14 protein-coding genes and 2 rRNA genes (1 of these 16 only partly in view) are annotated in these 16,694 nt (G+C 69.3%); 7 read left to right on the plus strand and 9 right to left on the minus strand.

Annotation, left to right across the window (positions count from 1 at the left end; all coding sequences use genetic code 11):
- The 3 genes from OHA81_RS17155 to OHA81_RS17165 form a co-directional block, all read left to right on the plus strand.
- Positions 1 to 2,726, plus strand: a 23S ribosomal RNA gene (locus tag OHA81_RS17155); it begins 397 nt to the left of the window's first position.
- Positions 2,727 to 2,799: 73 nt separating this feature from the next.
- Positions 2,800 to 2,916, plus strand: a 5S ribosomal RNA gene (gene rrf, locus OHA81_RS17160).
- Between the two features lie 143 nt (positions 2,917 to 3,059).
- Complete coding sequence (locus OHA81_RS17165; RefSeq protein ID WP_329196952.1) at positions 3,060 to 3,617, plus strand: GNAT family N-acetyltransferase; 558 nt, start codon at positions 3,060 to 3,062, stop codon at positions 3,615 to 3,617.
- 13 nt (positions 3,618 to 3,630) lie between these two features.
- On the opposite strand, the gene OHA81_RS17170 is transcribed toward OHA81_RS17165, so the two are convergent.
- The 7 genes from OHA81_RS17170 to OHA81_RS17200 form a co-directional block, all read right to left on the minus strand.
- The gene (locus OHA81_RS17170; protein ID WP_329196954.1) at positions 3,631 to 5,361 is read right to left on the minus strand and encodes a type VI secretion protein; all 1,731 of its coding nucleotides are present in this window, start codon (positions 5,359 to 5,361) and stop codon (positions 3,631 to 3,633) included.
- A gap of 2 nt (positions 5,362 to 5,363) precedes the next feature.
- The gene (locus OHA81_RS17175; protein ID WP_329196955.1) at positions 5,364 to 6,779 is read right to left on the minus strand and encodes an ATP-binding protein; all 1,416 of its coding nucleotides are present in this window, start codon (positions 6,777 to 6,779) and stop codon (positions 5,364 to 5,366) included.
- Positions 6,780 to 6,798: 19 nt separating this feature from the next.
- Positions 6,799 to 8,361: an SCO6880 family protein gene (locus OHA81_RS17180; RefSeq protein WP_329196957.1), complete on the minus strand. Its 1,563-nt coding sequence runs from the start codon at positions 8,359 to 8,361 to the stop codon at positions 6,799 to 6,801.
- Positions 8,358 to 9,680 (minus strand): hypothetical protein, encoded by a 1,323-nt coding sequence (locus tag OHA81_RS17185; RefSeq protein WP_329196959.1) that lies wholly within the window; start codon positions 9,678 to 9,680, stop codon positions 8,358 to 8,360. The genes OHA81_RS17180 and OHA81_RS17185 overlap by 4 nt, the downstream gene beginning before the upstream one ends.
- Entirely contained in the window at positions 9,670 to 10,500 is an 831-nt protein-coding gene (locus OHA81_RS17190; protein WP_329196960.1) for a hypothetical protein, read from the minus strand. The genes OHA81_RS17185 and OHA81_RS17190 overlap by 11 nt, the downstream gene beginning before the upstream one ends.
- Positions 10,501 to 10,602: 102 nt before the next feature.
- Complete coding sequence (locus OHA81_RS17195) at positions 10,603 to 10,911, minus strand: hypothetical protein (protein WP_136213834.1); 309 nt, start codon at positions 10,909 to 10,911, stop codon at positions 10,603 to 10,605.
- A gap of 302 nt (positions 10,912 to 11,213) precedes the next feature.
- The gene (locus tag OHA81_RS17200) at positions 11,214 to 12,029 is read right to left on the minus strand and encodes a pentapeptide repeat-containing protein (RefSeq protein ID WP_329196962.1); all 816 of its coding nucleotides are present in this window, start codon (positions 12,027 to 12,029) and stop codon (positions 11,214 to 11,216) included.
- Positions 12,030 to 12,129: 100 nt separating this feature from the next.
- Here OHA81_RS17200 and OHA81_RS17205 point away from each other — a divergent pair, with 100 nt between their 5' ends.
- The 3 genes from OHA81_RS17205 to OHA81_RS17215 all read left to right on the plus strand — a co-directional run bounded on the left by OHA81_RS17205 (position 12,130) and on the right by OHA81_RS17215 (position 15,073).
- The gene (locus OHA81_RS17205) at positions 12,130 to 12,918 is read left to right on the plus strand and encodes a thioesterase family protein (protein WP_329196964.1); all 789 of its coding nucleotides are present in this window, start codon (positions 12,130 to 12,132) and stop codon (positions 12,916 to 12,918) included.
- Between the two features lie 266 nt (positions 12,919 to 13,184).
- Complete coding sequence (locus OHA81_RS17210) at positions 13,185 to 14,195, plus strand: C40 family peptidase (protein WP_329202343.1); 1,011 nt, start codon at positions 13,185 to 13,187, stop codon at positions 14,193 to 14,195.
- A 197-nt stretch (positions 14,196 to 14,392) separates the two neighbouring features.
- Positions 14,393 to 15,073 carry a phosphatase PAP2 family protein gene (locus OHA81_RS17215; RefSeq protein ID WP_329196966.1) on the plus strand — a complete coding sequence of 227 codons (681 nt, stop codon included), beginning with the start codon at positions 14,393 to 14,395 and terminating at the stop codon, positions 15,071 to 15,073.
- Positions 15,074 to 15,190: 117 nt separating this feature from the next.
- Here the strand turns inward: OHA81_RS17215 and OHA81_RS17220 are convergent, their stop codons facing one another.
- Positions 15,191 to 15,406 carry a hypothetical protein gene (locus OHA81_RS17220; RefSeq protein WP_329196968.1) on the minus strand — a complete coding sequence of 72 codons (216 nt, stop codon included), beginning with the start codon at positions 15,404 to 15,406 and terminating at the stop codon, positions 15,191 to 15,193.
- Between the two features lie 98 nt (positions 15,407 to 15,504).
- The gene (locus tag OHA81_RS17225) at positions 15,505 to 15,693 is read right to left on the minus strand and encodes a hypothetical protein (RefSeq protein ID WP_329202661.1); all 189 of its coding nucleotides are present in this window, start codon (positions 15,691 to 15,693) and stop codon (positions 15,505 to 15,507) included.
- Between the two features lie 130 nt (positions 15,694 to 15,823).
- On the opposite strand from OHA81_RS17225, the gene OHA81_RS17230 reads away from it, so the two are divergent.
- Complete coding sequence (locus OHA81_RS17230) at positions 15,824 to 16,657, plus strand: hypothetical protein (RefSeq protein WP_443056566.1); 834 nt, start codon at positions 15,824 to 15,826, stop codon at positions 16,655 to 16,657.
- Positions 16,658 to 16,694 lie beyond the last annotated feature (37 nt).

A 16,694-nucleotide genomic window follows, 5' to 3' on the forward strand; every position in this document is an offset into this window, starting at 1 on the left:
CCGGCGTAGAGGGTAAGACCCCCGTAGACGAAACATCAGCGGCTTGCTTGCTCATCTCCCAAGTAGCACGGGGCCCGAGAAATCCCGTGTGAATCTGGCGGGACCACCCGCTAAGCCTAAATATTCCCTGGTGACCGATAGCGGATAGTACCGTGAGGGAATGGTGAAAAGTACCGCGGGAGCGGAGTGAAATAGTACCTGAAACCGTGTGCCTACAAGCCGTGGGAGCGTCGCCGTTGTTCTTCGGAACAACGGTCGTGACTGCGTGCCTTTTGAAGAATGAGCCTGCGAGTTAGCGGTGTGTAGCGAGGTTAACCCGTGTGGGGAAGCCGTAGCGAAAGCGAGTCCGAATAGGGCGATTGAGTTGCACGCTCTAGACCCGAAGCGGAGTGATCTAGCCATGGGCAGGTTGAAGCGGAGGTAAGACTTCGTGGAGGACCGAACCCACCAGGGTTGAAAACCTGGGGGATGACCTGTGGTTAGGGGTGAAAGGCCAATCAAACTCCGTGATAGCTGGTTCTCCCCGAAATGCATTTAGGTGCAGCGTCGTGTGTTTCTTGCCGGAGGTAGAGCACTGGATAGGCGATGGGCCCTACCGGGTTACTGACCTTAGCCAAACTCCGAATGCCGGTAAGTGAGAGCACGGCAGTGAGACTGTGGGGGATAAGCTCCATGGTCGAGAGGGAAACAGCCCAGAGCATCGACTAAGGCCCCTAAGCGTACGCTAAGTGGGAAAGGATGTGGAGTCGCAGAGACAACCAGGAGGTTGGCTTAGAAGCAGCCACCCTTGAAAGAGTGCGTAATAGCTCACTGGTCAAGTGATTCCGCGCCGACAATGTAGCGGGGCTCAAGCGTACCGCCGAAGTCGTGTCATTGCAGCAATAGGGCCAACGCCTGCTGTGATGGGTAGGGGAGCGTCGTGTGCCGGGTGAAGCAGCAGCGGAAGCTAGTTGTGGACGGTTCACGAGTGAGAATGCAGGCATGAGTAGCGATACACACGTGAGAAACGTGTGCGCCGATTGACTAAGGGTTCCTGGGTCAAGCTGATCTGCCCAGGGTAAGTCGGGACCTAAGGCGAGGCCGACAGGCGTAGTCGATGGACAACCGGTTGATATTCCGGTACCCGCTTTGAAACGCCCAATATCGAATCAGGCGATGCTAAGTCCGTGAAGCCGTTCCGGACCCTTCGGGGAAAGGAAAGTGGTGGAGCCGACGAACCAGACTTGTAGTAGGTAAGCGATGGGGTGACGCAGGAAGGTAGTCCAGCCCGGGCGGTGGTTGTCCCGGGGTAAGGGTGTAGGCCGAGGGGTAGGCAAATCCGTCCCTCATTAAGGCTGAGACCTGATGCCGAGCCGATTGTGGTGAAGTGGATGATCCTATGCTGTCGAGAAAAGCCTCTAGCGAGTTTCATGGCGGCCCGTACCCTAAACCGACTCAGGTGGTCAGGTAGAGAATACCGAGGCGTTCGGGTGAACTATGGTTAAGGAACTCGGCAAAATGCCCCCGTAACTTCGGGAGAAGGGGGGCCATCACTGGTGAAGGAACTTGCTTCCTGAGCTGGGGGTGGCCGCAGAGACCAGCGAGAAGCGACTGTTTACTAAAAACACAGGTCCGTGCGAAGCCGTAAGGCGATGTATACGGACTGACGCCTGCCCGGTGCTGGAACGTTAAGGGGACCGGTTAGTGCGCTTTCGGGCGTGCGAAGCTGAGAACTTAAGCGCCAGTAAACGGCGGTGGTAACTATAACCATCCTAAGGTAGCGAAATTCCTTGTCGGGTAAGTTCCGACCTGCACGAATGGCGTAACGACTTCTCGACTGTCTCAACCATAGGCCCGGTGAAATTGCACTACGAGTAAAGATGCTCGTTTCGCGCAGCAGGACGGAAAGACCCCGGGACCTTTACTACAGTTTGATATTGGTGTTCGGTTCGGCTTGTGTAGGATAGGTGGGAGACTTTGAAGCCGTGACGCCAGTCATGGTGGAGTCGCCGTTGAAATACCACTCTGGTCGTGCTGGATGTCTAACCTCGGTCCGTGATCCGGATCAGGGACAGTGTCTGATGGGTAGTTTAACTGGGGCGGTTGCCTCCCAAAGAGTAACGGAGGCGCCCAAAGGTTCCCTCAGCCTGGTTGGCAATCAGGTGTTGAGTGTAAGTGCACAAGGGAGCTTGACTGTGAGACCGACGGGTCGAGCAGGGACGAAAGTCGGGACTAGTGATCCGGCGGTGGCTTGTGGAAGCGCCGTCGCTCAACGGATAAAAGGTACCCCGGGGATAACAGGCTGATCTTCCCCAAGAGTCCATATCGACGGGATGGTTTGGCACCTCGATGTCGGCTCGTCGCATCCTGGGGCTGGAGTCGGTCCCAAGGGTTGGGCTGTTCGCCCATTAAAGCGGTACGCGAGCTGGGTTTAGAACGTCGTGAGACAGTTCGGTCCCTATCCGCTGTGCGCGTAGGAATATTGAGAAGGGCTGTCCCTAGTACGAGAGGACCGGGACGGACGAACCTCTGGTGTGCCAGTTGTCCTGCCAAGGGCATGGCTGGTTGGCTACGTTCGGGAGGGATAACCGCTGAAAGCATCTAAGCGGGAAGCCTGCTTCAAGATGAGTATTCCCACCTCCTTGAGAGGGTAAGGCTCCCAGTAGACGACTGGGTTGATAGGCCAGATGTGGAAGCCCGGTAACGGGTGGAGCTGACTGGTACTAATAGGCCGAGGGCTTGTCCTCAGTTGCTCGCGTCCACTGTGTTAGTTCTGAAGTAACGACCGTGTTGTCATCCGGTTGGTCAACTTCATAGTGTTTCGGTGGTCATAGCGTTAGGGAAACGCCCGGTTACATTCCGAACCCGGAAGCTAAGCCTTTCAGCGCCGATGGTACTGCAGGGGGGACCCTGTGGGAGAGTAGGACGCCGCCGAACAATCATTGCGGGAAGCCCCGCACCAGCCCTTCGGGGCCGGTGCGGGGCTTTTCTGCGTTCCGGACCCGTTTCGTGTGAACCGGCGCCCGGCACACGGAATTGCGGGTGCGGCATGGCAAGTGGGCGTGGTTGGATCCGCTGTTATGAACGAACACGTGATACGGGCGGTACGGGGCGACGAGTGGAAGCAGGCGAAGGAGCTGAGGCTCCTCGCGTTGCGGGATCCGGCGGCGGCGATCGCCTTCTTGGAAACGCTGGAGCAGGCGGAGGCGCAGCCGGACGAGTTCTGGCAGGGGCGCACGGAGCGGGCGAGTCAGGGGCGGGGCGCGCGGCAGTTCATCGCGGAAGCCGCGGACGGGCAGTGGAACGGCTCGGTGACGCTGCTGGTCGAGCCCGGCGGCGTGCCGGACTACTTCGGTGAGGCGGTCGAGCAGGAGCAGGGACACGTGGTCGGCGTGTTCGTGCGGGCCGAGCAGCGGGGCACCGGGCTGACCGAGGCGTTGTTCCGGGCCGCGCTGGAATGGGCGTGGTCGCTGGAGGAGCCGCCGCTGGAGCGCGTACGGCTGTTCGTGCACGAGGAGAACGCGCGGGCCGAGGCGTTCTACCGGCGGTTCGGCTTCCGGGAGAGTGGCCTGACCGTGCCGATGCCGGGGGATGCGGGCGGGGCGAGGGAGCGGGAGTACGTGCTCCGGAGGCCGTAAGAGACGGCCGGGGTCAGCGGTGGTGGTGGGGGCCGGCGGGGGTGAACTCGACGGCCTCCGGCCAGCGGGCGCGGGCCTGTTCCCTGCTCCGGCAAAGGGCGAGGAGGGGGAGCGTGTCGTCCTGGAGGAGCTCGGGGAGCTGCGGGATGGGGGCGACCGCGGCGACGTCGTCCAGGACGAGGGTGAGTGGTGGGTCGAGCCGACCGTGGGATGACCTTGCAGCCATGCGACGGCCGTGCTCGACCACGCTCGCGGCGAGTGCGGTCAGCAAGGGCATCGCACCCGGGTGGGTACGGGGGTCTTCCAGGGGTTCACCCACCACGTAGAGGGTTCCCCCCTCGGGGACGAACGATGCCAGGGTCAGCGAATCCGTTCGATTCGGGTTGCACGCGTCGCGGATGTGGACCGAGCTGAGGCAGGACAGGGCACGGGCCGTCAGGTGCTGGGCCTGCTCGCGGCGTTGGGGGTGTGCGGTGAGGGCGCTTTCGAGTGCGCCGGCCGCGCCGGGGGTGGCCCCGGGGTGGGTGCGCAGGATGCGGACCGGGTCCTGCGCGTGCGTGCCTTGGGCCCAGCGGTGGAGCTGCTTGAAGGGGCGGTCGTCGAGGGCTGCGGCGTGGAGCCAGCTGCGGAGGAGTGTTTCGGCGGTGTCGGCGAGGGCGGCGTCCATGCGGGCCGTGGGGCGGACGGGGGCCAGCAGGGCGACCGCTCTGGCGGCGGCGGTGTCGCGGTCCGCGCAGCCGGTGGTGGGGTTCCAGTGCATGCGGGCCGGTGCGGGGGTGTCGCACAGGTGTGAGGGGTCGTAGAGGAGGACGGGGCCGAGTTTGGCGCGGGCGTCCCTGGTCTCCGACCAGAGGGTGGGGGAGGAGGTGACGACGAGGGCCGCGCCTTCTGCGGAGTCGAGGAAGGTCCTGGCCGCGTGGTCGCGGGTGGCCGGTGGGGCGTAGGCCAGGCGGGTGCCGGTGCCGGTGCCGGTGCCGGTGCCGGTGCCGGGCGCGGGCTGTGTGCTGGGGGCGCTGCCCCCGGGGCCCTGCGCCTCAAACGCCGGCGGGGCTGGATTTGGGGCCGTGCCGGTGGCGGGTGCGGGTTGAGTGCTGGGGGCGCTGCCCCCGGGGCCCTGCGCCTCAAACGCCGGCGGGGCTGGATTTGGGGCCGTGCCGGTGCCGGGTGCGGGCTGTGTGCTGGGGGCGCTGCCCCCCGGGCCCTGCGCCTCAAACGCCGGCGGGGCTGGATTTGGGGCCGTGCCGGTGCCGGGCGCGGGTTGAGTGCTGGGGGCGCTGCCCCCAGGCCCCCGCGCCTCAAACGCCGGCGGGGCTGGGTGGTGCGGCGGGGCTGGGTGGTGTGCCGGGGCTGGGGTTGGCGGGGCTGAGGGGGCGGCCGGATTTTGTGATCGGGCTTTCGTGCGGGTGATGACGCCGAGGGTGAAGATGCCGAGGACCAGGAGGATCAGGAGCTGGCTGATGAAGAGGCCCCAGAAGAGGCCCCAGCCGGACAGGGAGGCGGGGTCGGTGTCGGGCCAGGCCCCGGGGATGTCGTGGGGGTGCGTTATCAGGGCGCGGACGGCCGTCGGGGTGCGGGTGAAGGTGACCGTGTCCGGCCAGGCGCCCTTCGCGAAGAGGGCGGCCAGGCCGGTGGTCGACCAGATCAGGACGGCCAGGCCGAGGAGGAAGGCCAGGAGGCCGACCAGGACTCCGTCGGGGATGCCGCCGGGGCGGGCGGAGGGGTCCGTACGGCGTGGGTCGGGCATGGCTACGCCACCGTGGTCGCCGAGCCGGGGCCGCCGTTGCGGTGGCGTTCCATGTGGAGGGCGCGCTGTTCCGCTTCGAGTTCGGCGGCCAGCAGGTCGTCGGGGAGTTGGGGGGCTGAGGATTCCGTCATGGCGCGGTCGGTGTAGACGAGGGGGCGTTCGGCTTCGGTGATCAGGTGTTTGACGACCTGGACGTTGCCGTTGACGTCCCAGACGGCGATGCCCGGGGTGAGGGTCGGGATGATTTCGACGGCCCAGCGGGGCAGGCCGAGGACGCGGCCCGTGGCGCGGGCTTCGTCTGCCTTCTGGGCGTAGATGGTGCGGGTGGAGGCCATTTTGAGGATGGCGGCGGCCTCCCGGGCGGCTGCTCCGTCCACGACGTCGGAGAGGTGGTGGACGACGGCGACGAAGGACAGGCCGAGGCGGCGGCCGAACTTGAGGAGGCGCTGGAACAGCTGTGCGACGAAGGGGCTGTTGATGATGTGCCAGGCCTCTTCGACCAGGAAGATGCGCTTCTTGCGGTCGGGGCGGATCCAGGTGTGTTCCAGCCAGACGCCGACGATCGCCATGAGGATCGGCATCGCGATGGAGTTGCGGTCGATGTGGGACAGGTCGAAGACGATGAGCGGCGCGTCGAGGTCGATGCCGACGGTGGTGGGGCCGTCGAACATGCCGCGCAGGTCGCCGTCGACGAGGCGGTCCAGGACGAGGGCGACGTCGAGGCCCCAGGCGCGGACATCGTCTATGTCGACGTTCATCGCTTCGGCGGATTCGGGTTTGGGGTGGCGCAGCTGTTCGACGATGTCGGTGAGGACGGGCTGGCGGTCGATGATCGTTTCGACGACGTAGGCGTGCGCGACCTTGAGGGCGAAGCCGGAGCGTTCGTCCAGGCCGTGTCCCATGGCGACTTCGATGATGGTGCGGAGCAGCGCGAGCTGCCCGGTGGTGGTGATCGCCGGGTCGAGGGGGTTGAGGCGGATCCCGTCGTCGTTGGCGGCGATGGGGTCCAGGCGGATGGGGGTTATCCCCAGCTGCTGGGCGATGAGGTTCCATTCGCCGACGCCGTCTTCGCCCTGGGCGTCGAGGACGACGACCTGTCGGTCGCGGAAGCGGAGCTGGCGCAGGACGTAGGTCTTCTCCAGGGCGGACTTGCCGTTGCCGGATTCGCCGAGGACCAGCCAGTGGGGGGCGGGGAGCTGTTGCCCGTAGAGCTGGAAGGGGTCGTAGATGTAGCCCTTGCCGCTGTAGACCTCGCGGCCGATGATGACGCCGGAGTCGCCGAGACCGGGGGCGGCGGTGGGCAGGTAGACGGCTTGGGCCTGGCCGGTCGAGGTGCGTACGGGCAGGCGGGTGGTTTCGACCTTGCCGAAGAGGAAGCTGGTGAAGGCGTCCGTCAGGGCGGACATGGGATCGCGCATGGGCGGCACTTCCTTCCGGCTAGCGTCGGATGCCGGTGGCGAACGGCAGGGTGTTGACGAATGCGCGGTGGTGCTCGCGGTCGCACCATTCGAGTTTCAGGTAGGACTTGCCGGCGGAGGCGCGGATGGTGCGCTTGTCGCGGGCGAGGGCCTCGGGGGAACGCGAGGACACCGTGATGTACCCGACGAGGTTGACTCCTGCCGCACCGCTGGCCAGATCTTCACCCCTCTGGTCGAGCCGGCCGTGGGCGGCGATGTCGCGGGGGTCGACGGTGCGGTTCATCTTGGCGGCGCGGCTGGCGTCGGCCTCGTCGTTGGTCTTCTCGGTGAGCATGCGCTCGATGGCCACTTCGGTGGGCTCCAGGTCCATGGTGACGGCGACGGTGCGGATGACGTCGGGGGTGTGGACGAGGAGGGGGGCGAGGAAGTTGACGCCGACGGGGGTCATCGGCCATTCCTTCACCCAGGCGGTGGCGTGGCACCAGGGGGCGCGGGTGGAGGACTCGCGGGTCTTGGCCTGGAGGTAGGTGGGTTCGACCGCGTCCAGTTCGGCGGGCCAGGCGTTGCGCTTGGTCATGGCCTGGATGTGGTCGATGGGGTGGTCCGGGTCGTACATGGAGTGCACGAGGGAGGAGAGGCGGCCCTGGCCCAGCGGCTGGCGCACCCGGATGTCGGCTTCGGCGAGGCGGGCGCAGATGTCGGTGAGTTCGCGGGCCATGACGATGGCGAGTCCGGCGTCGCGGTCGAGTTTGCGGCCCTTGTGGGGGGTGGAGGCGCGGGCGATGGTGTGGGCTTCGGCGGCGAGTTCGCGCGTGTAGTGCATGCAGGCGACGAGGTAGGCGCGGTGCTGCTCGCTGGAGGTGGAGACCATCGACTGGAGCTGGTCGTAGGAGTCGCGCAGCCAGACGGGGGCGTTCGTGTCGCCGCGCTGGGCGACGTCCTTGGCGTGGGCGTCGGGGTCGGCGGGGAGGGTGCGCGCCAGCATTTGGAGGCGGGTGACGAAGCCGTCGCCGTTGGCGACGTGTTTGAGGAGGGTGCCGAAGCGGTCGACGAGGGCTTCTTGGTCCTCGCTGTCGCGCAGGCCGACGCCGGGTCCTTCGATTTCGATGGCGGCGGTGACGGTGCGGCGGTCGGCGTGGAGGAGGACGGCGATCTCGTCGGGGCCGAAGGGCGCGGCGAGCCAGTTGATGCGGCCGATGCCGGGGGGCGGGCCGATTTCGACTTCGCGGCCGTCCGAGGCGCGGACGCCGGCTTCGACGGCGCCGGAGCGGTAGGTGGCTCCGCGGCGCAGGGTGCGCTTGTAGCTGCGGTTGATCTCGAACCACTTGTAGAAGGTGCGGCCCTTGTAGGGGACGTACACGGCGGCGAGCGCGAGCAGGGGGAAGCCGGCGAGGCTCACGATGCGCAGGGCGAGGTCGGGGACGAGCAGTCCGCTCATCATGCCGAAGAACGCGCCGACGATGATCAGGGCGATCTCGCCGGTTTCGCGGTTCTTGCCGACGATCGCGTTCGGCCGGGCGCGGCCGATGAGATACGTGCGGCGGGGCGCGACCGGGTGGAGCTGGTGGGACTGGGTCGTCAACGCCCGTCACCTCCTGTGTTCCTCGTACTCGATCCAGTGCGGGGCGCGGGTGCGGCGGAGGGGACAGTTCCGCCGGATCCGCCGCCGGTGGGGCGGCTGCTGTGGGCGGCCACGCCTCCGGAGATGGGGTTGGCGGGGCGGGGGGCGCCGCCGCCTTCGCCGCCGGCGCGGTGGGCGCCTCGGCTGCTGTGTGTCTTGATGCCCTGGGAGACGAGGGAGGCCGGGGAGCTGATGACGGCCGCTGCCTGGGCGCCGTCGGTGGCCTTGCTGCGGTTGGAGCGGGCGGAGGCGATCTCGTCGCCGAAGCCGGGGACGAAGCGGTAGATCATGGCGGAGGCGAAGATCGCGAGGAGGATGATCGCGAGGCCGGAGACGACGGCGGAGAAGGCGTCGGGCCCCTTGTCGCCGGCGAGGGCCCCGGCGAGGCCGAGGACGATGACGATGACCGGCTTCACGAGGATGACGGCGATCATGATGCCGGCCCAGCGGCGGACGTGGCCCCACATGTTGCGGTCGACGAGGCCGGCGTAGACGACGGTGCCGAGGAGGGCGCCGACGTAGAGGAGCGCGGCGCGGATGACGAGCTCGAGCCACAGGACGCCGGCTGCGAGGACGGTGACGAGGGCGACGACGATCAGCATGATCGGGCCGCCGCCGATGTCGTCGCCCTTCTTGAGGGCTTCGGCGAAGGAGCCGAAGAAGACGTCGCCCTGGCTGCCGGTGGCGGTGGCGATGACCCCGGTGACGGCGTCGGTGGCGGAGACGACGGTGTACAGGACGAGGGGGGTGAAGGCGGAGGCGAGGACGGTGAGCCAGAGGAAGCCGATGGCTTCGGACATGGCGGTGGCGAGGGGGACGCCCCGGATGGCGCGCTTGGCGACGGCGAGGAGCCACAGCACGAGGGTGAGGATGGTGCTGGCCGCGAAGACGACCGCGTACTGCTGGAGGAAGGCGGGGTTGGTGAAGTCGACGGTGGCCGTTCCCTTGATGGCGGAGCCGAGTTTGCCGACGATCCAGGAAGCGGCGTCGGCGCAGCCCTTGGCGAGGGAGGCGAGGGGGTTGATGGCGTCGGGGGTGTTGGTGGTGAGGCCGGTGTTGGGGCTGCCGGTGGCGCTGCCGCCGACGCTGCGCTCGCAGGATTCCTTGAGCGGGCCGATGACGCCTTCGCACTTGCCGCTCTGGGTGGCGGAGGTGCTGGGCGTGGGGCTGGTCGTGGGCGGCGGGGTGGGTGCGGCGAAGGCCCGGGCGGACAGCAGGACCAGTGTGCTCTGGACGGTGACCAGTGCTGCGGCGATGCGGAAGGGGCGGCTACCGGGCATAGGTGAACCCTCCGAACTCCTTGACGGCCTTGCTGATGTCGTCGGACGTGGAGGCGGGGACGTCACCGGGGACGGGGGCGGGCCCGTCCTGCTGGGTGTCGGCGCCGATCTTCCAGTCCTCGCCGGCCCAGGAGAGTTCGAACGTCCAGGTCTTCCAGGTGGTGCGCACGGGGTCGGTGGACTTGGGGCCCGACATGCCGAGCAGGCCCGTGTACCAGACGGCGACCTTCGCACTGGTGGGGCCGTAGCTCTCGACGCGGGTGCCGATGGGGACGGCGCGGGTGACGAAGGTGCTGCCCTGCGGGGGGTTGCCGTCGGCGTCGAGGCCGAGGCTGGTGAGGAAGGCGGGCGAGTACGCGGAGTCCTGGGCGCCCTTGCGCGCCGCCGCCGCTTCCGGGGTGTAGAGGGTGTCCATGATCGCGTGGCGGAGGTCCCGCTTGAGCATGCCGTCCGAGCCGAGGGCGACCGCGTAGTTGGCGGCCGCGGACTGGGCGCCTTGTTCGGTGTGGGCGAAGCCGCGGGGGATGCCGTTGGTCTTGGTGTCCACGGGGCGGGTGCCGGTCGGGGAGGTGGGGGTGGCGGACGGGGGTTTGTCCGAGGTGGTGGGCGTGGTGGTGTCGCCCGACCGGTTCGCGAAGGCGATGGCGGCGACGAGGAGGACCACCACGCCGACCACCGTGATCAGGCCGCGGGAGGCGCGGGGGGTGCGGCGGGGAGCACCGTAGGCGTCGGTGGGGGCGTCGGGGAGGCGGGTACGGGTCTGGCCCGTGCCGCCGACCTCGCCGTGGCCGCCGCCACCGTACTGGTCGTCGTTGCTCATTGCGTGTCCGCCCCCTCCGCGTCGTACGACGGTAGCGCTCGTTGCCGCGTGGCCGCGGTGTGTTGATTCGCCATCAGGTACGACGGCCGGCGGGCGGCACGGCTAGACGGCCATTCCGTAGACGATCGTGAAGAGGGTGCCCAGGGAGCCGATGATGAAGACGCCCGTGAGTCCGGCCACGATCAGGCCCTTGCCCTGTTCCGCGCTGAACGTGTCGCGCAGGGCGGTCGCGCCGATGCGCTGTTTGGCGGCGCCCCAGATGGCGATGCCGAGGCAGAGGAGGATGGCGACGGCCATGACCACCTCGACCATGACCTTCGCTTCGTTGCCGAGACTGCCGAACGGCCCCCAGTTCGGGGCGATTCCGCCGATGATGGTGGTGATGTCGCCCTTTTCGGCTGCCAGGATCATGTAACTCACCGCCCCAGTATGGGTAGTTCCGGTAGCCCGTGCCCGACGGCAGGGGTTACGCACTATCTTCGCTGATGAAACCTGCCCAGTCGTCGACTTGGCGGCTCTCTTTACCCGATCTCCCGGGCCGGCCCCCGCCTCGTTGCCCTGACCTGGGCGGAGGCGGTGTGTATACGGAAGAACGTATGGTCACTCTGTGTATCACGGTGGGTGACGCCGGGCAATGATTGCCGTCGCGGCGCGGGCGGCCGGTCGCCCCGGGGCGGGCGGGGGCGCGGGTCAGGTCCGGCGCGAGGGGCGGGTCAGGCCCAGTGGGAGGGGCGGGTCAGGGAGGCGGGGATGCGGGTCGCGGGGGAGCCGTGTGCGGCGTTCAGCTGGGCCTGGGTGAGGAAGAGGGCGTCCCGGAGGTCGGCGCCGCGCAGGTCGGCGTCGCGGAAGTCCGCGCCGATCAGGTCGGCGGTGCGCAGGTCGGCGCCGGAGAGGTCGGCGGCGATCAGGTAGGCGCCGCGCAGGTTGGCTCCGCGCAGGTCCGCGCCGCGGAGGCGGGCGCCCATGAGGTCGGCGCCGCGGTGGTTCTTCTTCTTGCGGCCGGGGGCGGTGGCCCGGACCAGTTCGCTCGTCCGCAGGAGGAGGGTGTTGATGTCCTGGCGCAGGGCGCCGACGTCGAAGGGGGCCAGGGTGTCCGCGTCGGCGCGGGTGGCTTCGGTGGTCGTGGTGAGCGCCGCGCGCAGGTCCTCGTGGAGGGGGGCCGCCGCGGGGAGGGCGAGGGCCTCGGTGAGGTAGTACAGCAGCTCGTGCAGCTGCCGCATGACGGGGAAGACCTCGAACATCTGGCGGGCGGTGCCGGGGTCGGTGCGCCAGTCGCGGCCGCCGAAGGTGACCTGGGAGACCTGCTGGCCCGCGCCGAAGCAGTCGAAGACGGTGCAGCCCTGGAAGCCCTTGTCGCGCAGCCCGGTGTGGATGCCGCAGCGGAAGTCCTGCCGGAGGTTCTTGCAGGGCGTTCCGGCGGCTTTGTCCACGGCGAAGTCGGTGGACTTGGCGAAGGGGAGGGCGACGCAGCAGAGCGCGAAGCAGTTGGCGCAGTCGGCGCGCAGGGCGGGGGCGGGGGTGGTCGACACCGCTCCATTGTCCCTCGTCGTGGACCTCGGCCGTCGGTGGACCTCGGCTGTCGGGGGGAAGGGGTGGTGCCGGTGGTTACCAGTGGGTAGCGTGCGGGGCATGGGTGCTGCTGAGGGGTTCTTCGAGCGGATCGACACCGGGCGCTTCCTGGCCACCGCCTTCACGCGCGGGCCGTGGGACGAGCGCTCCCAGCACGCCGGGCCGCCCGCGGCACTGCTGGGGCGGGCCGTCGAGGAGCGGGAAGGCGCCCGGGAGGACATGCGGATCGCGCGGATCACCTACGAGATCCTGCGGCCGGTGCCGATCGGCGAGCTGGAGGTCACCACCAGCGTGGTGCGCGCGGGCCGGGGTACCGAGCTGGTGGAGGCCGTCCTCGCCCCGGCCGGGGGCGCGCCGGTGATGCTCGCGCGGGCCCTGCGGATCCGGGTCGCACGGGAGACGGTGCCGGCGGTGGCGCCGGGGCCGCAGCTGCCCCCGCCCGGCGAAGTGGCGCAGACCCCCTTCGAGCTGCCGTGGGAGAGGGGCTACCACACGGCCGTGGAGACCCGCTTCGCCGCCGGGGCGTTCCTGGAGCCGGGGCCGGGGACCTGCTGGATGCGGATGAGGGTGCCGCTGATCGTGGGGGAGGAGACCCGCCCGCTGGACCGGGTGTTGGTCGCCGCCGACTCGGGCAACGGGATCAGCGCGGTGTTGGACTTCGGCAGCTACGTCTTCGTCAACGGAGACCTCACCGTCCACTTGCACCGCCATCCGGTGGGGGAGTGGGTGTGCGTGGAGGCCCGTACGAGCGTGGACGCGGCCGGGATCGGGCTCGCCGACGCGCGGCTGCACGACGAGAAGGGGCCCATCGGGCGCAGCGCGCAGAGCCTGTTCGTCGCGCCGAGGTAGGCGAGGTAGGGGTGCCGGCGTAGGGCGGCCGCGGGGCGCCGGTCACCGGTGCCGGGTGTCCGTCGTGGCCGAGGTGTGATTTCGGCCAGCGCGTGGCCGGGAAGGCCGGAAGGCTTTTGCGCGCCCCGGCGACCCAGGAGACTGGGCGTCGGATGTCGGATGTTCCGGCTTACGGGTGGGTTAGTCGGGTTGTCGGCGCGGGAGATGGGAATAAACCGCCGAAAACGGGCGGGGTGGGGGAGGGTTGACGGGTGCGCAGATTCTGGATGGTCGGCGGGATCGGAATCGGAGTGGCCCTGAGCTTCCTGGTGCTGCTCGTCGTGGGGACGTACTCGGCGGCCGCGGGGCTGGTGGGCGCGGAGGCGGGCGGCAGGGCCTTGGGGCTCGCGAAGGGCGCCGTACCCGGCAAGTACCAGCCGTTGGTGCAGAAATGGGGCACCCTGTGCCCGGCGATCAGCCCGGCGTTGCTGGCGGCGCAGCTGTACTCGGAGAGCGGCTGGAACCCCAATGCCGTCAGCCCGGCGGATGCGCGGGGGATCGCCCAGTTCATCCCGGGGACCTGGGCCGGGCACGGGGTGGACGGCGACGGTGACGGCGACCGCGACATCTGGGACCCCAACGACGCGATCCCGTCGGCGGCTTCGTACGACTGCGAGCTGGCCAAGGACGTGGCGGGGGTGGCTGGCGACCCGACGGGGAACATGCTCGCGGCGTACAACGCGGGCTCGTACGCGGTCATCAAGTACGGCGGGGTGCCTCCGTATGCGGAAACGCAGGGGTACGTAAAGACGATTACCACTTTGGCCAAGAGCTTCGAGCGGCCGCTGGGCCGGGTCTCGCCGTCGCAACAGGCGTCCGGGGCGCTCTACTTCGCGCAGAAGCAGCTGGGGACCCCGTATCTGTGGGGCGGAAACGGAACGCCCGACCAGGACGGGCGGTTCGACTGCTCGGGGCTGACCAAGGCGGCGTACGAGTCGGTGGGGGTCGAGCTGCCGCGGGTCGCGAACGACCAGTACAACGCCGGGCCGCACCCGTCGCGTGCGGAGCTCCTCCCAGGTGACCTCGTCTTCTTCTCCGATGATCTGACGAACTCTCGGGACATCCGGCACGTGGGGATCTACGTCGGCGGCGGCTACATGATCAACGCCCCGTTCACGGGTGCGGTGATCCGTTTCGACAAGATCGACACGCCTGACTACTTCGGCGCGACCCGCGTCACGAAGGACGGCGCGGAGGCGCTTCCGGAGCGTACGGCGGGTGCTCGCGCCGGGTCGTGACGGTCCGTTAAGCATGGGCCCTGAGCTGCGACGATCAGTCACTCTTGGATAACGTTGGAGTGATCATCCCGTGGAGAGTGGAACGTACGTGCCACGACGGGCGTTCCATGGGCACAGGAGCTGATCGGCGGAGGTTGACAGGGCGTGCGCCGGGTGCGTCCGCACGGACCTAGGCAAGGGCAAGGGACCGCATCACCATGGCTGGACTCACGACCGGTGGGCCGAACGTGGATGTAAGCCTGCTGTACGAGATCAACGGCCTGGCCCGGCACGCGCCGGACCGGGTCGACCGCGCGGTGGGCCTCGTCGGCGACTACGGGATCCCGCTGGCGATGGTCCTGCTGGTCCTGTGGTGTGCCCGCGGGGTCCGGCGGGAGCGGTGGCAGCGGCCTGACGAGACGAGCGCGGCCGAGTCGTTCGCCGCGCTGGTGTGGGCGCCGCTGGCGGCGGGGATCGCCCTCCTGGTGAACGTCCCGCTGCGGGGGTTCGTGGGGCGGCCGCGGCCGTTCCTCCAGCACGAGGGGCTGGAGGTGGTGGGCGGCGCGGTCCACGGGTTCGGCGGGGCCGGGTTCTCGTTCGTCAGCGACCACACGGCGGTGGCGATGGCGCTCGGGGTCGGGATCTTCATGGCGAACCGGCGGCTCGGGCTGGTGGGTATCGGGCTGGCGGTGGTGGAGGGGCTCTGCCGGGTGTACATGGGCGTGCACTACCCGACGGACGTGCTGGGGGGGCTGGCGCTGGGGACGGCGGTGGTGCTGGTGCCCGCGCCGGTGGCGATGGCGGTGCTGGGCCCGCTTCTGCGCGGGCGGGGGCGGGGGGTCGTGGCGCGGACGGTGGCCGTCGAGGTGGAGGCGGGGGAGAAGGACCTCGCCGCGTAGGGGCTAGGGCGGGCCCGGGGCCGTTGGGGGCCGGGGACCGAGCCGGCTGATGCCGGGCCCGGCAGCCCCGGCCAGGGCCGGGGGCAGGGGGCTGCCGGATCGCGCGGCCGGGCCGGGTCAGTCGTCCTTTTCGTCGCGGCGGTAGCGGGAGCGGAGCCAAAGGCCCGTGGCGATGGCGGCTGCCGTGGTGACGGCGATGGCCAGGGCTACGTCGGCCGGTCCGTCCGCGGAGCCGACCGGGCGGGCCCAGGCCGGGGACGGGGGCAGGGCGACGAGCGACACGGCCCAGGCGAACGCCGCAGCGAAACGGGGTCCCCGTCGAGGTCCTGGCATGAGTCAAGGGCAACCGGTGCCGCGCGGCCCGGCCACTCGGGGCCGTCCGAACGGGGGACGCGCCGCAGCCGGGCGGCCGGCCGGGGAGAGGGGGGTGCTCAGCCCGCCGGGTGGCGGCCGGCGTCGCGGCGGGCCAGGTCTCTGGAGCGGCGGGCCGGGCCGGTCCAGCCACAGCTGCATACGGCCAGGCAGAACGCGCCGCGTTCGGCGGTGCTCGTGGTGTGGGCGGGCTCGCCCCTGTCGCGGGCAAGCGGAGTGCTCAGGATCGCTTTGGTGTGCGGGTCCACGCCACCACGGTACTCGGACCGGCCCGCCCCCGGAACCGCCGCCGCCCGTGACGGGAAACCGCGGACCTCGTTAAACGGAACGGGTGGGGCCTCGGGCAAACAGCGGGCACGCGTTGGGGGTTGGCAGGCGATGGTGGTGCACCAGCACAGGCGGCGACGAGGGCGTGCGGGTGAGGCGGTGCTAGCCGTCGGCGTCGCGCTGGCCGTGGCGGCGATGAGCGGCTGCGGCGGCCCGGCGAGCGGCGACGACCGCCCCCCGCAGGACCCGGCCGCGGTGGTCCGCGGCGCTGCCGACGCGCTCACCGGCGCCGGCAGCGCGCAGGCCCGTACGGCGATGGAGATGGCGACCGGCGGAACCCGGGTCACCATCCGCGGCGAGGGGGGCGTCGACTTCAAGAACCGGATGGGCCAGCTGCTGGTGATGCTCCCGGCCGATGTGACCGGCAAGGCGGAGCACCGGCCCATCACCGAACTCCTCGTCCCCGGCGCGCTCTACATGAAGAACCGCGGCGCGGGCGTCCCCGACGACAAGTGGGTCCGCGTCGATACGACGACCCTCGCCGACGGGAACCTGGTCACCGGGGGCGCCACCGACCCGTTGGCCGCCGCCGAGCTGCTGCGGGGCGCGCAGCAGGTCACGTATGTCGGCGAGACCGACCTGGCGGGCACCAAGGTGCGGCACTACCAGGGCACCACCGACATCGGGCGGGCCGCGCGGAGCGCGTCACCCGGGGTCAGGGGAGCACTGGAGGCCGCGGCGAAAGGGTTCAGCAAGGACACCGTCCCGTTCGACGTGTACCTGGACATGGAGGGGCGGCTGCGCAAGGTCCGGCACCGCTTCAGCTACGTCAACAATGGCGTGATCGATGTGTCGTCGACCACGCTGCTCTACGGTTTCGGGACTCCGGTGACCGTCACATTGCCGCCAAGCGGGGACATTTACGCCGGGAAGATCGCCGGATAGTCGGACCGTGGGGCGGAGGCGGCGCGATCGGGCCATG

It is taken from the genome of Streptomyces sp. NBC_00667 (genome assembly GCF_036226825.1).
Lineage (GTDB): Bacteria > Actinomycetota > Actinomycetes > Streptomycetales > Streptomycetaceae > Streptomyces.